The sequence below is a fragment of the Nocardioides sp. NPDC004968 genome (assembly GCF_040608935.1).
Classification (GTDB): domain Bacteria; phylum Actinomycetota; class Actinomycetes; order Propionibacteriales; family Nocardioidaceae; genus Nocardioides.
This window is the reverse complement of record NZ_JBEXJF010000007.1, coordinates 118,949-132,266: the sequence shown is the minus strand read 5'-3', so window position 1 is coordinate 132,266 and position 13,318 is coordinate 118,949. Positions and strand designations below refer to the sequence as shown.

Here is a 13,318-nt window from a genome sequence, read left to right as displayed (position 1 = left end):
GGGCGTTTCCCTGAGATCGCCCCAGGGTTGCCGTCAGGGTCGAGGACCCGCTCGGGTCGCGTCCCGATAACTGGTTGCGACCGCAGCGCCGAACTTCGGATACTGGTCGACTTTGCTGCTTGCCGAAGGAGTACGCCTTGACCAACCTGCCGTCTGGCCACGCCCAGGTTCTCGACCTGATCAGAACGTCCGTCGCCCGGGACGGGCGGTTCGACGGACTCGCCGCCGGAGGATCACTGCTCACCGATGATCTCGACCGCTACTCCGATCTCGACCTCGTGGTGGTCGTCGGTGACGATCATCATTGGGCGGTGATGGAGCAGCGCCGTGAGATCGCGGCCGAGTGGATGCCCTTGCTGGCGGCATTCACCGGCGAGCACGTGGGTGAACCCCGGCTGTTGATCTGTCTGTGTGCCGACCCGCTCCTGCATGTCGATCTCAAGTTCGTGCGGGCAGATGAGCTCGAGCGCCGGATCGAGAACCCCCTGGTCATCTGGGAGCGCGACCAGACGGTCTCCCGCAGCATCGCCAGGACCGAGCCAAGTCCGTTGGCCGTCGATCCCCAGTGGATCGAGGACAGGTTCTGGATCTGGGTGCACTACGCGGCAACCAAGCTGGGCCGAGGCGAGCTCTTCGAGGTCCTGGAGTTCCTGAGCTTCCTGCGAAGCGAGGCGCTCGTACCTCTGGCACAGCACGTGCGTGGACTCACGCCCCGGGGCGTCCGGCGGTTCGAGCAGCGCGCGCCGGACCTGGTCCCGCTCGTAGCGGGCACCGTGGCCTCGCACGACTGGGACGAGTGCGCCGCTGCGGTCGCTCGATGCGTCGAGATCTACCGGAGCTTGCGGGGCCAGCTGTCGGTCCCGATCGGAGTGAGTGCCGAAGCCGAGGACGCGTCGGTCGCGTACCTGGATACCGTCGTTGCCGACGGTCCGGCGCCGAGGTCTGCAGTCTGATCCCGCCTGCGCCGGGAGGGTGAAGCGTGTCCCCGGGTCAGTGGTTGGAGAAGACCTCGTCGCGGGCCGTGTCGAGACCGATCTGGAGGGCGCCGCGGAGCACGGGGTCGCCGGAGATCTCGGTGGGGACGACGGTGGGGACGTTGGGGCCGAGGGCGGCGATCGCCTTCTGCACGCGGGCGGCCAGGACCGGCCCGCCGGCGCGTCCGACCTCGCCCGCGAGCACGCACAGCTCGGGGTCGAGCACCACGCAGATGCCCGCCAGGCCGAGGGCGAGCCTCCTGGCCAGCTCCTCGAGGAACGGCTCGGCGCCGGGGTCACCGCCGGCGGCCGCGCGTACGCAGTCCACACCGCTGCCCTTCAGTCCGAACGCACGGGCGAGGATGTCCATGGCCTCGACGCTGACCAGCGACTGGAAGGCCGCGTGCTGCGGGCTGTCGGTGCCGTGGGGCGTGGAGGCGCCCGGAACCGCCAGATAGCCGATCTCGCCGGCACCGCCGCCGGCGCCGCGGTGGAGGCGACCATCGACGATCACCGCGAGGCCCAGCCCGCGGTCGATCCAGGCGAGCACCGAGTCCTTGACTCCGTGGGAGGCTCCGGCGGACTGCTCGGCGAGCCCGGCCAGGTTGACGTCGTTCTCGATCAGTATCGGCCGCTGGAAGCTGCGCCGGAGGTCCTGAAGGACGCCCGTGCGCCAGTCCGGCAGGTCGTTGGCGAAACGGAAGTCACCGGTGCGCGGGTCGATCATGCCGGGCGTACCGATCGAGAGGCAGCGGAGCTGCGACATCGTGATGCCGGCGCTCCGGGTGGCGTCGGCGACGGTGGCCCGCACCGCCTCGACCGGGTCGGAGGCCTCATGGGGGTCGAGCGCGCCGGTGGCCAGCTCGGTGCCGGTGATGTCGGCGACCGACGCGGTGATCTGGTCGGGTCCGATGTGGAGGGCCGCGACATAGCCCGCCGCCGGGACCACGCCGTAGAGCGCGGCGTTGGGGCCGCGACCGCCCTGCTGGGTGCCGACGACCTCGACCAGGCCGCGCTCGCCGAGCCGGGTCAGCAGCTGTCCCGCGGTCACCTTCGAGAGGCCGACGAGCTCGCCGAGCCGGGTCTTCGTCACCGGCCCGTTCGAGAGCATCAGGTCGAGCGCCGCGCGGTCGTTGGTGTCGCGGATCAGGTGTGTCTTGGGCGGTCTGGACATCGGCGGCGCTCCTTTCGAGGGTCGGGGTGGCGTACGGAACGCCAACCTAACAATTGCAGGGCTCGCGCCGGGGTTTGTCCACGTTGGGTCTAGACGGTAACTGTAAAGGAACCTTACAGTGGGGCTTCGATCGCCATCCATCTCGACCCCCCATCAAGGAGTTTGGAATGCGTACTACCACGAAGATCGCCGTTCTCGGCGGGATCTTGCTGGCGCCCGTCCTGGCCATGTTGCCGACGAGCCCCGCAAGTGCGCACGGCTACATCTCGAACCCCCCGAGCAGGCAGGCCCAGTGTGCTGCCGGCACCGTCGAGTGCGGGGACATCAAGTACGAACCGCAGAGTGTCGAGGGCCCGAAGGGCCTGACCAGCTGCTCCGGCGGCAACTCGAGGTTCGCCGAGCTCGACGACGACTCCAAGAACTGGCAGGCCACACCGGTCGGCCGGTCCCAGACGTTCACCTGGTCGCTGAGCGCCCGGCACAGCACCAGCACCTGGCAGTACTTCATCGGTGGCACCAAGATCGCCGAGTTCGACGACGGTGGGGCGCAGCCGCCGGCCACCGTCGAGCACCAGGTCGACTTCGGGTCGTTCACCGGCCGGCAGAAGGTCCTCGCGGTCTGGAACGTCGCCGACACGACCAACGCCTTCTACGCCTGCATCGACGTGAACATCGGCGGCACCGCGACCGACCCGGAGACACCGGCGCCGGTGGCCGGTGAGTTCCCGGTCAGCGAGGAGCAGTTCAACCAGCTCTTCCCCAACCGCAACCCCTTCTACACGTACGCCGGCCTCGTCGAGGCGCTCAGCGCCTACCCGGAATTCACCAATGCTGGGGACGAGGCGGTGCAGAAGCGGGAGGCCGCTGCGTTCATCGCCAACGTCGCCCACGAGACCGGTGACCTGCTCTACGTCGTCGAGCAGAACGAGGCCAACTACCCGCACTACTGCGACCCCAACCAGTCCTACGGCTGCCCCGCCGGCAACGACCAGTACTACGGCCGTGGTCCGGTCCAGCTGAGCTGGAACTTCAACTACAAGGCCGCCGGGGACGCGCTCGGGATCGACCTGCTGAACAACCCGAACCTGGTCGCCACCGATCCGGCGGTCGCTTGGAAGACCGGGCTCTGGTACTGGAACACCCAGAACGGCCCGGGCACCATGACCCCGCACGCGGCGATGGTCAACGGCGCCGGATTCGGCGAGACCATCCGGTCCATCAACGGGTCCATCGAGTGCAACGGTGGCAATCCGGCCCAGGTGCAGAGCCGCGTCGACAACTACACCGAGGTCACCTCGCTGCTCGGAGTGGACCCGGGCGGGAACTTGTACTGCTGATACGACACTCGCCTGAAACCGGCGGCGTACGCAGCCCCACCTGCGTACGCCGCCGTGTTTCCGTTTTGTGACAAGCGCCCAACGAGGTTCTGCCTCCGTGCCGGTGTCGGCCGCCCGGCTGCGCCCCTACCTTCGAGTAGCAACCGGATCCCCGGACAGCCCGGGGCCGGACGGACGAAGGAGCATGCTCGGTGCTCAGATCACTCTCTCTCCGCATCGCCGCGGTCGCCGCGGCCGTCACTCTCCCCCTCTTCGGCCTGGTAGCGCCGGCCGAGGCGGAGAGCCCCTACGAGCGCGGGCCGGACCCGACGTCGGCCAGCGTTCTGGACAACGGCACGTTCTCCCTCTCCACCGCCTCGGTCTCCTCGCTGGTGACCGGCTTCGGCGGCGGGACGATCTACTACCCCACCTCCACCACCGCGGGGACCTTCGGCGGTGTCGTGCTCGCCCCCGGCTACACGGCCTCCTCGTCGTCCTACTCCGCGGTCGCGCGCCGGGTGGCCTCGCACGGGTTCGTGGTCTTCGCGATCGACACGAACTCCCGATACGACCAGCCCGACAGCCGCGGCTCGCAGATCCTGGCCGCGGTCTCCTACCTGAAGAACAACGCCTCCTCAACGGTCGCCTCGCGCCTGGACGAGAGCCGGATCGCGGTCTCCGGCCACTCCATGGGCGGCGGTGGCACGCTCGCCGCGGCCAACCAGGACTCCTCGATCAAGGCCGCTGTCGCGCTGCAGCCCTGGCACACCGACAAGACCTGGCCCGGCATCCAGATCCCGACCATGATCATCGGCGCGGAGAACGACAGCGTCGCGCCGGTCAGCTCGCACTCCGTCCCGTTCTACACCTCGGCCACCGGGGCCCGGGAGAAGGCGTACGGCGAGATCAACAACGGCGACCACTTCATCGCCAACACCGATGACGACTGGCAAGGGCGCCTGTTCGTCACCTGGCTGAAGAGGTACGTCGACGACGACACCCGCTACTCGCAGTTCCTCTGCCCGGCGCCGTCCTCGGTCAACCTGTCCGACTACCGCAACACCTGTCCGGACTGATCCGTCGGTCCTGACGCGAAGCCGGCCACCTCGGGAGAGGTGGCCGGCTCCGATAGGGTCGGATCATGGCCACGACCAGCCCGAAGGGTGAGGAGATCGTCGGATCACTGCTGCGTGGCCTAGACGTGATCGGCATCCTCAGCGAAGCCGAACAGCCGCTGTCGCTGGCCGAGGTGGCGACCCTCGCAGACACCTCCCGGGCCACCGCGCGGCGGCTGCTGCTGACCCTGGAACGCGTTGGGTACGTCCGCACCGACGGGCGCACCTTCCAGTTGCGCCCCAAGGTGATGGAGCTCGGCGACGCGTACCTCGAGGGGCTGGGGCTCCCGCGACTCCATCCTCATCTGACCTCGCTCGCCGAGCGGGTGCGTGACACCTGCTCGCTGACCGTCCTGGACGGCGACACGGTTGTCTACGTCGACCGTGTCAAAGCGGATCGGATGATGACGGTCAACATCGCGGTGGGCACCCGGATGCCGGCGTACGCGATGTCCAGCGGCCGCGTCCTGCTCGCCGACCTCGATCCCGAGGCGCTGCGCGACTACCTCGAGCATCTGCATGCCGAGCCGCTCACGGGACGCACCGCGGTCGCTCCCGACGAGCTCGCCCGAAGGATCGCCCAGGCCCGCAAGGACGGCTACGTCATCACTGACCAAGAGATCGACCCGACCCTGCGCTCGATCGCCGCGCCCGTACGTGGGCCGGACGGGCGCGCCATCGCCGCGGTGAACGTCGCCACCCACGTCAACCGCACCTCGGTCGAGCAGATGCGCGAGGAGATTCTGCCCGAGTTGCTCGTCACCACGCGCGCGATCGAGGCGGAGCTGGCCACCTCGTGACGCCGTGGTGCTCGCCCCTCAGAGGTCGAGCACCAACCGCGGGCTCTTCGAGCGGCCGACGCAGACCATCATGGTTTTGCCGGAGGCCCGTTCCCTCTCGTTGAGGATCGTGTCGTGGTGCTCCGGAACGCCCTCGAGGACCGTGGTCTCGCAGGTGCCGCAGAAGCCGTCCTCGCAGGAGGTCATGATGTCGCAGTGACCCTCGATCACCTCGAGCAGACCCTGGTCGGAGCCGACGGTGAGCACGGTTCCTGACTTGCGCAGCTCCACCTCGAACGAGTCGCCGGTCGATGCCTCGACGAGCGCTTCGCCGTCGGAGGCGAACTTCTCCAGCCGGAGCTGAGCGGACCGCCCCGCCTTCTCGCACACGTCCTCCAGTTCCTTGAGCATCGAGATCGGGCCGCAGGCGTAGATGAGGGTGTCGTCGCCTGCACCGTCGACGAGGGAGCCGAGGTCGGGGCGACCGGTCGCGGAGCTGACGACGACCTTGACATTCGGACCGGTCGCGAGCTTGTCACGGAAGGCCATCGACTCGAGGTGGCGGCCGACGTAGACCAGCTCGTACGGCGACTTCTCGCGCTCGGCACGGATGACCATCGCCAGCATCGGCGTGATGCCGATGCCGCCGGCAATGAACAGGTAGCGCGGAGACGGCTCCAGCGGGAAGTGGTTGCGGGGGCCACGGATGCGGACCCTCTTGCCGACGAGGGCGGTCTCGTGGACCTCGTCCGAGCCGCCGCGGCCCTCGGGCTCGCGGAGCACCGCGATCCGGTAGAAGCTCAGGTCGGCCGGCGGGCTGCACAGGCTGTACTGCCGGACCAGGCCCGAGGGCAGCTCGATGTCGAGATGCGACCCCGGCTCGTACGCCGGCAGCAGACCGCTGTCGGGCACCAGTTCGAGCGAGATCACACCGTCGGCCTCCAGCTTCGCTTGCCGAACGGTGACCTCGAAGAAGTCCTGCTCCTCGCCGGTCATGCCGACACCTCCGAGTAGTCCTCCGCGCGGGCGCCGCCGCGCAGCACGTCGAGCAGCGCGGCGAGCAACTTGGGGCCGCGCACGGACACCAGCATGTCGACCTCCTGACGCAGCGTGATCATGGCCGAGGCGCCGGCCGGCTCCTGCCAGTGCTCGGGGGCGACGAGGACCGCGGCGATCAGGTCGCCACCATCGCGCGCCGCGGTGCACACCTCGCGTACCACCGGCTCGGGGACCTCCGTGAGGTCGGTGCCGACGAGGACGACCATGTCGGCCGACTCGGCGACGGCGCTGGTGCCGGCCGGCATCGGCGGCGCCCAGGCGCCCTCGCCCAGCGGTGTGGTCAGCGCCTCGACCGGGTCCGGCCCGGTCAGGATCTGGACGCCCTCGACCCCGAGCGTCCGCAGCTCGTCGACGAGCTGGGCGCTGCCGGGACCGAGCGGCACGACGAGAACACGGGCCTCATAGGACCTGCGCAGAGGGTTCATCGGGTCTCCTTCACAGACTCCAAGGGGGTGGAATCGGCCCGCAGCCACGGGTCGATCACGACATGAGGGGTGACCGGAGCCTTGCCCTGGTCCATGTCGCGCAGGCTCTGTCCGACCTGCTCCAGGGGAACGTTGTGCGTCGGGATCCGCTCCAGTCCGGTCCGGCCGGAGGAGAGCAGCTCGATGGCACGGGTGACGGCCTGCGGCGACCGGCCGCGTACGCCGCGCACGGTCACCAGGTTGCGGACGATCGCGGTCGGGTCGAGTGCGGCGTCGCCGCCGCTGAGCCCGGCGATCACCAGCACACCGAAGCGGCCCAGCAGCTGGACGGCGGTCGCCATGGTCTGCGGGGTGCCGATGGTGTCGATGACCGCGTCGAGCGGGCCGTACTTCTCACCTACGACCTCGACGACGGTGTCGTCGTTGAGCTCGCCGGACGCGCCGAGCCGGCGGGCGAGCTCGATGCGCCCAGCGCTGGACCGGCGGCCGAGCGCGATCACGGTCTCGGCGCCACCTGCGACGGCGGCGGCCACGCAGGAGAGCCCGTGGTAGCCGGGGCCGATGACGGCGACCTTCGAGCCCGGGCCAACGCCGCCGGCGTCGAGCGTCCAGTCCACGGCGTTGGCCAGCGGCAACGTCCAGGCGGCCGCGTCGACGCTGAGGTGCTCGGGCAGCCGGTGGAGTACGTGGCGGGAGGTGAGCTCCATGAACTCCGCGTTGCCGCCGTGCAGCCCCGAGTCCCGGGAGGCCGGGATCATCCCGACCCGCTCACCACCGGTCCACAGATCGACCGAGGCGCACAGCCGGTAGCGGCCGGCCGAGCACTCGGCGCACGTGCCGCAGCCGACGTACTCCTCGACGGCGACGCGGGTGCCGAGCTCGAGACCGAGCGCCTCGGCGTCCTCGGGGGTCAGGTGGTCGATACGGCCGATCGTGTGGTGGCCGAGCACCGCGGGAGCCTTGAGCCCCCGCTGGTGCAGCATCACGTCGGTGCCGCACACGGCGGAGGACTCGACGCGCAGCCTGCTCACCGAGGCCGGGAGCACCAGCTCCCGGACCTCGGTGTCGCCGGCCCCGTCACTGACGGCGGCACGAACCAGCAGATCGTTCATCGGCGGAAGAGCCCTCGCTTCTTCGGGGCGACGCGGGCGTCGGCCTGCTGCTTGGCCTTCTCGACCTCTTCCTTCAGCTGGCTCCAGATGCCGTAGACGATCTCGCCGTACTCCTGCTCGTGGCGCAGCTGCAGGACATCGCGCGGCCGCTCGAACGGCACGTCGATGAACGCCTTGGCCCGGCCCGGCTGGGCGCTCATCACCATGATCCGGTCGCTCAGCGTCACGGCCTCATCGACGGAGTGGGTGATGAACACGACCGTCTTGCGGGTCTCGTCCCAGATACGGAGCAGCTCGGCCTGCAGCAGCGTCTTGTTCTGCTCGTCGAGAGCCGAGAACGGCTCGTCCATCAGCAGGATCTCGGGGTCGTTGGCGAACGCACGCGCGATCGAGACCCGCTGCCGCATGCCGCCGGAGAGCTGGTGCGGGTAGGCGTCCGCGAACTTCGTCAGGCCGGTCGCGTCGAGGTAGTGCCCGACGGTCTCCTTGATCTCCGACTTCGGGGCACCACGCACGGTCAGGCCGTACGCCGCGTTGTCCCAGACGCTCATCCACGGGAAGATCGAGTCGCCCTGGAAGACCATGGAGTTCTCCGGGCGGCCGTCGGTGCCGCCGATGACCTCGATGGTGCCCTCCGATGGTGACTCGAGGCCGGCGAGCATCCGCAACAGCGTGGTCTTTCCGCACCCCGACGGGCCGACGATCGTCAGGAACTGGCCCTGAGGCACGTCCAGGTCGAACGAGTCGAGCGCGGTTACGACGTGGTCGCCGGGGACCGTGAAGCGCTTGCTGAGCCCGCGGATCCGGATCTTCGGGTCGGCCGTGGCCGAGGCCGCTTCGGCGGAGGCCGGTGCAGTGGTGTTGGACATGATGTGTGGTCCGTTCCTCTACTAGGCCGCCGTCAGTGGCGGGTGATCCATGGCGTGAGCTTCTGACCCACGAATCCGACGATGAGGGCGAGCAGGAGCCCGACGAGCGCGAAGACCAGCAGGTAGGCGTACATCGACTCGATGGTGAAGAGCTGGAAGGAGTTCCAGACCATGAAGCCCCAGCCGTTGCCCTGGCCGCCCATCATCTCGGCGATGGCGAGCATGATCAGGCCCATGCCGGCGCCGAGCTCGAGGCCGGTGATGACGTTGGGCATGGCACCGGGGAGCGCGACGGTGCGGAAGACCGTGAACCGTTTGGCCCCGAAGTTCTCGGCGACGTCGTAGAAGATCGCCGAGACGTTCGAGACCCCGGTGTAGGTGTTGATGACGACGGGGAAGAAGACACCCATCGCCACGAAGTACCAGATCGTGTCCTCGCCCAGGCCGAAGAAGAGCAGGAACAGCGGCAGCACCGCGCTCTTCGGGACGGGGTAGAGCGCGGAGATGATCGGGCGTACGGCCGCGTTCACGACCTTGTTGAGGCCCATCGCGACACCGATGATGACGGCGGGGATCGCCCCGACCAGGAAGCCGAGGATCAGGCGGGTCAGGCTGTGCTGGGACTGGGTCCACAGCTCACCGCTGGCCGCCTCGGTCCACAGCGCCTGGAAGATCAGCGTCGGCGCGGGGAAGAACCGGTCGTCGAGGACGCCGCTGCGGGACAGGGCGTCCCAGGCGACCAGGACGACGATCGGGCTGAGGATCGAGATGGCGCGTAGGGCGCCCTTGCTCAAGGTACGGCGCTGCTTCACCTGACGGGCAGCAACCGCTGCCTTCGGGGTGACGGCCGCTTCTGCAACGTTGGTCATGGCACTCATTCCTTGCTCGCGGTCTGTGCCGCCTCGTCGACGAAGCTGGTGTCGACCAGCGAGTCGAAATCGATCTGCGAGGTGCCCGTGAAGAGGCCCTGTCTGACGAAGAAGTCGTAGTCCTTCTTCAGGCTCTCGACGTTGAGAGACGCGTCAGGGTTCACGAAGCTGGGGACGGTCTGCTTGACCGCCTCGGGCTCGGACTTGATGTTGTGGGCGATGATCGTGGCGATCTCGTCGGCGTCCTCGCCGGTCCACCTGCCGCCCTCGACGGCAGCGCTGTAATCGCGCGCGGCCTGCGTGTAGGCGTTCATGAAGCACTGGGCCGCCTCGCCCTGCTCCTTGGGGAAGTCGCCGCTGTAGAGGAGCACGGCGAGCTGCTGGTTGTTGTAGACCGTGGTGGAGTCCGCGAGCTTCACCGCAGCTCCGCTCTCCTGAGCCTTGGTCGCGGCCGGCTCGGTGGTGAGCGCGGCGTCGATCGAGCCGTTCTGCAGCGCGGCGACGTGGTCGGGAAAGCCAAGGAAGCTGTGCGACACATCGTCGTACGTCAGCCCCTCGTGCTCCAGCAGAGCGGCCAGCGTCGAGGAGGTTGCCGTGCCGGGAGCGGGCTCGGCAACCTTGAGACCCTCGAGATCCTTGACGCCGACGACCTTGCCCGAGTCCACGAGCTCCTTGCGCACCAGCAGCGGCATGTAGTCGTGGTTGGTGACCAGCTGACCCTTGTCCGCGACGATCTTGATGTCGATGTCGCGGGCGATGCCGTTGTAGAAGCCGGCCGACGGAGCGCCGGCGCCGACGGCCAGGTGCCCAGCCGCGAGGTAAGGAACCATCTCGCCGGCCGACTTGAACGGGCGGAGCTTCACCTCGAGGCCCTCGTCGGCGAAGTAGCCCCTGTCCTGGGCGATGAAGAGCAGCGCGTCCGAGAGGCTGTTGGTGATGCCGGCCTCGACCTCGACGCCGACGCAGGACGTCGCGCCCGAGGCACCGGTGCCGCAGCCCGCGATGGTCATCGCTCCCACGGTGGCGGCCATGACGGCCACCACCGCGCGCGAGCGCTTGAAGTGTGTACGCATGAGTCAGCCGATCAGATCGAGTGGAAGTTCTCGCCGGGCTTGACCACGAGGACGTCCTTCGCGCCCTCCTGGAAGGGCACGTCGCGGGGAAGCAGGATCGAGGTGGAACGCACGCGGGTGTGCGCGGGGTCGAGACCGGGGAGCTCACCGGAATCGCCATCGTCGAGGGCGGCGAGGAGACGGCGCCGGGCCAGGATGATGGCCGCGTCGGAGGTGCCGAGGCGCTCCTTGGTGCGGTCGGCGACGATGCCCATCGACTCCTGCAGGGAGAAGTCCTGAGCAGCGATGCCCGCGATACCGGAGAAGGTCTCCTTGCGGCGCTGGGCGGCGCGGTCCATGAGGTAGTCGTTCTCGGCCGAGGCCAGCGGGTCGTACGTTCCCGGCTTGTACTTCACATGGATGCCGTCTCCACCGTTCAGCGCGTTGATCTCGCGCTCGCCGAAGTCCGCGGTCGGGTGGTAGTTCCAGCTCCAGGCCCAGCATGTCTCGTCGTCGATGGGAACCCAGGCGTGACCACCCATCGGGTTGTGCTCACCGAACGGTGGGATGATCGTGTACCACGGCATCATCCACTGCGTGATGCGCCAGTAGTAGCTCTCCTCGTCGGCGTTGCGACGGGCACCGATCAGCAGACCGCCGTCGGACTCGGCCACTTCGAACTTCGGGCGGGTGTCGGACTTGAGGTACTTGTTGCCCTCGGTGCCAGAGTGCAGCGGGTCGTCGTCGAGGTTGAACCGGTGTGCGAAGGAGACGTGGCTGGAGTCGATGCCGCCCTCCATCGCCTGCAGGTAGTTGGAGAACTGGCGACGCTTCGAAATGAAGCGCTTCTGCGGGTTGAGTCCCATCCACTCCAGGTCCGGCAGTGGCGGCTCCTTGTCCGGGTCGCCCATGTAGGCCCAGATCAGACCGCCGGCCTCGACGGCCTTGTACGCCCGCTGCTTGATCTTGGAGCAGAACTTGCTGCCCTCGGGCTCGGACGGCATGTCGACGCAGTTGCCGTCGATGTCGTACTTCCAGCCGTGGTAGGCGCAGCGCAGGCCGCCCTCCTCGTTGCGCCCGAAGTAGAGAGACGCCGTGCGGTGGCTGCAGAACTCGTCGATCAGGCCGATGCGGCCCTCGGAGTCACGGAACGCGATCAGCTTCTCGCCGAGCAACTGCACCCGCACGGGATCGCAGTCGGCGCCCTCGATCTCCTCGGCGAGCAGCGCGGGGATCCAGTAACGACGGAACAGGTTGCCCATGGGGGTGCCCGGACCTGTCTGGGTCAGCAGGTCGTTCTGTTCACGGGTGAGCATGCAGGTTGCCTTTCAGGAGGGGTGATGCGGTGGGGAAGGTTGGGGGAAGACTGATGAGTGCCGCCGCCACGAAGGCGGTCAGCGGGACCAGCCAGGCGACGCCGAAGCCGGCGCCGAGGTCGAGGGTGAGCCCGAACGCGAGCGGTCCGGAGCCGAAGCCGACGTACATGCCGGTGGCCAGGAATGCCGTCGCGGTGCCGAGGGAGGCGATGGGGACGGTGCGCACCAAGACCACCATGGTCACGGCGTTGGAGGCGAGCGCGGCCGCGCCGAACACGGCGGCACCGACCCACACCAGCCAGTCGCCGAGCAGGGTCGAGGCCATCACGAGCACGACACCGAGTGCGGCGCCGATGGCCAGGGTGAGGAGCGTGGAGACCTGCCGGGAGTCCGTGTCCGCGCGGCGGCCCCACAAGATGCGGCTCAGCAGTCCGACCAGCCCGACCAGCGCGGCGATCAGACCCGCGGCGCGCAGGCTCAGACCGAGTTCCACGTGGGCAAAGAGGGGGAGGTGGGCGTTGGTGGCCTGGAGACCGAACCCGATGAAGAACGTGTACGCCGTCAGCCTCGCGACCGTGATGGGGTCGGTCGCTTCTCCGGTTCTCCCCAATGTCTGGTTCGGGGCGGCCTCAGCCCGGGTCGAGAGCGCGCTGACGACGCCGACGAGCCCGAGGGCGATGCCTGCAGCGACGGCCCAGCGCCATCCGGCGGCGGCCGCGATCAGGGGGGCGGCGAGACCCGCGACGAGCTGCGCGGCCTGGACCCCGGACTGCTTCCAGCCGATGAGTGCGCCCCGCTGCTTCACCGGCAGGCCGGCGACCATGCGGTTGGTTGCCGGGTTGGAGAGTGCCTGAGCGGCACCGCTCAGCAAACCCGCGACCACCACGACGGCGTACGACTCGGCGAGGGCTAGCACGGCGAGGCCGGCGATCGAGCCGACCGAGACGGCGACCATCACGGTGCGCGCACCGAAGCGGCTCGAGGGTGCGCCCAGGAGAAGCGCCGAGAGCGCTGCGGCGCCGAAGGTCACGGTCGAGATCGCGCCGTACTCAGCCGGGCTGAGGTCGAGGTCGGCGATCACGAGCGGGGAGATCGCGGTGAGCGTGTAGAGGAACATCGGCCCGATGCCCATGCACACGAACAGCGACATCCACAGCCTGGGGGAGGCCTGCTCCCGGGCGGTGGCGACGTCGACCGTGCCGCTCTTCATCCTACTCCATTCCGCTATGCGTACAACTGTGCATTGTGACCGTCAGCA

At 68.7% G+C, this 13,318-nt stretch carries 13 protein-coding genes; 4 read left to right on the top strand and 9 right to left on the bottom strand.

All coding sequences use genetic code 11. The features are described 5' to 3' along the window. The first annotated feature begins 137 nt into the window (after window positions 1-137). On the top strand, window positions 138-953 hold the full coding sequence (locus tag ABZU72_RS10545; protein ID WP_355018813.1) for a hypothetical protein: 816 nt from the start codon (window positions 138-140) through the stop codon (window positions 951-953). Window positions 954-990: 37 nt separating this feature from the next. Here ABZU72_RS10545 and ABZU72_RS10540 read toward each other — a convergent pair whose 3' ends face one another. Next, window positions 991-2,148: an ROK family transcriptional regulator gene (locus ABZU72_RS10540; RefSeq protein ID WP_355018812.1), complete on the bottom strand. Its 1,158-nt coding sequence runs from the start codon at window positions 2,146-2,148 to the stop codon at window positions 991-993. Between the two features lie 167 nt (window positions 2,149-2,315). Between ABZU72_RS10540 and ABZU72_RS10535 the strand changes: the two genes are divergently transcribed. The 3 genes from ABZU72_RS10535 to ABZU72_RS10525 all read left to right on the top strand — a co-directional run bounded on the left by ABZU72_RS10535 (window position 2,316) and on the right by ABZU72_RS10525 (window position 5,379). After that, entirely contained in the window at window positions 2,316-3,485 is a 1,170-nt protein-coding gene (locus ABZU72_RS10535) for a glycoside hydrolase family 19 protein (protein ID WP_355018811.1), read from the top strand. A 191-nt stretch (window positions 3,486-3,676) separates the two neighbouring features. Then, a complete protein-coding gene (locus tag ABZU72_RS10530) occupies window positions 3,677-4,540 on the top strand; it encodes an alpha/beta fold hydrolase (protein ID WP_355018810.1) in 864 nt (287 codons plus the stop codon). Window positions 4,541-4,605: 65 nt separating this feature from the next. Next, window positions 4,606-5,379 carry an IclR family transcriptional regulator C-terminal domain-containing protein gene (locus ABZU72_RS10525; protein WP_355018809.1) on the top strand — a complete coding sequence of 258 codons (774 nt, stop codon included), beginning with the start codon at window positions 4,606-4,608 and terminating at the stop codon, window positions 5,377-5,379. 18 nt (window positions 5,380-5,397) lie between these two features. Here ABZU72_RS10525 and ABZU72_RS10520 read toward each other — a convergent pair whose 3' ends face one another. Genes ABZU72_RS10520 through ABZU72_RS10485 form a run of 8 tightly spaced genes read right to left on the bottom strand, consistent with a single transcriptional unit; the run spans window position 5,398 to window position 13,270 of the window. Then, a complete protein-coding gene (locus ABZU72_RS10520; RefSeq protein ID WP_355018808.1) occupies window positions 5,398-6,354 on the bottom strand; it encodes a PDR/VanB family oxidoreductase in 957 nt (318 codons plus the stop codon). Continuing rightward, window positions 6,351-6,842, bottom strand: a complete 492-nt coding sequence (locus ABZU72_RS10515; RefSeq protein ID WP_355018807.1) for a hypothetical protein — start codon at window positions 6,840-6,842, stop codon at window positions 6,351-6,353. Before ABZU72_RS10515 ends, ABZU72_RS10520 begins: the two co-directional genes overlap by 4 nt. Next, entirely contained in the window at window positions 6,839-7,954 is a 1,116-nt protein-coding gene (locus ABZU72_RS10510) for a zinc-binding dehydrogenase (protein WP_355018806.1), read from the bottom strand. The genes ABZU72_RS10515 and ABZU72_RS10510 overlap by 4 nt, the downstream gene beginning before the upstream one ends. After that, on the bottom strand, window positions 7,951-8,823 hold the full coding sequence (locus ABZU72_RS10505) for an ABC transporter ATP-binding protein (protein ID WP_355018805.1): 873 nt from the start codon (window positions 8,821-8,823) through the stop codon (window positions 7,951-7,953). The genes ABZU72_RS10510 and ABZU72_RS10505 overlap by 4 nt, the downstream gene beginning before the upstream one ends. A gap of 32 nt (window positions 8,824-8,855) precedes the next feature. Continuing rightward, a complete protein-coding gene (locus tag ABZU72_RS10500; protein ID WP_355018804.1) occupies window positions 8,856-9,692 on the bottom strand; it encodes an ABC transporter permease in 837 nt (278 codons plus the stop codon). A gap of 5 nt (window positions 9,693-9,697) precedes the next feature. Then, complete coding sequence (locus ABZU72_RS10495; RefSeq protein WP_355018803.1) at window positions 9,698-10,765, bottom strand: ABC transporter substrate-binding protein; 1,068 nt, start codon at window positions 10,763-10,765, stop codon at window positions 9,698-9,700. 11 nt (window positions 10,766-10,776) lie between these two features. After that, window positions 10,777-12,060, bottom strand: coding sequence for an aromatic ring-hydroxylating dioxygenase subunit alpha (locus tag ABZU72_RS10490; RefSeq protein WP_355018802.1), 1,284 nt, complete (start codon window positions 12,058-12,060; stop codon window positions 10,777-10,779). Then, complete coding sequence (locus ABZU72_RS10485) at window positions 12,047-13,270, bottom strand: MFS transporter (RefSeq protein ID WP_355018801.1); 1,224 nt, start codon at window positions 13,268-13,270, stop codon at window positions 12,047-12,049. The genes ABZU72_RS10490 and ABZU72_RS10485 overlap by 14 nt, the downstream gene beginning before the upstream one ends. Window positions 13,271-13,318: the final 48 nt, after the last annotated feature.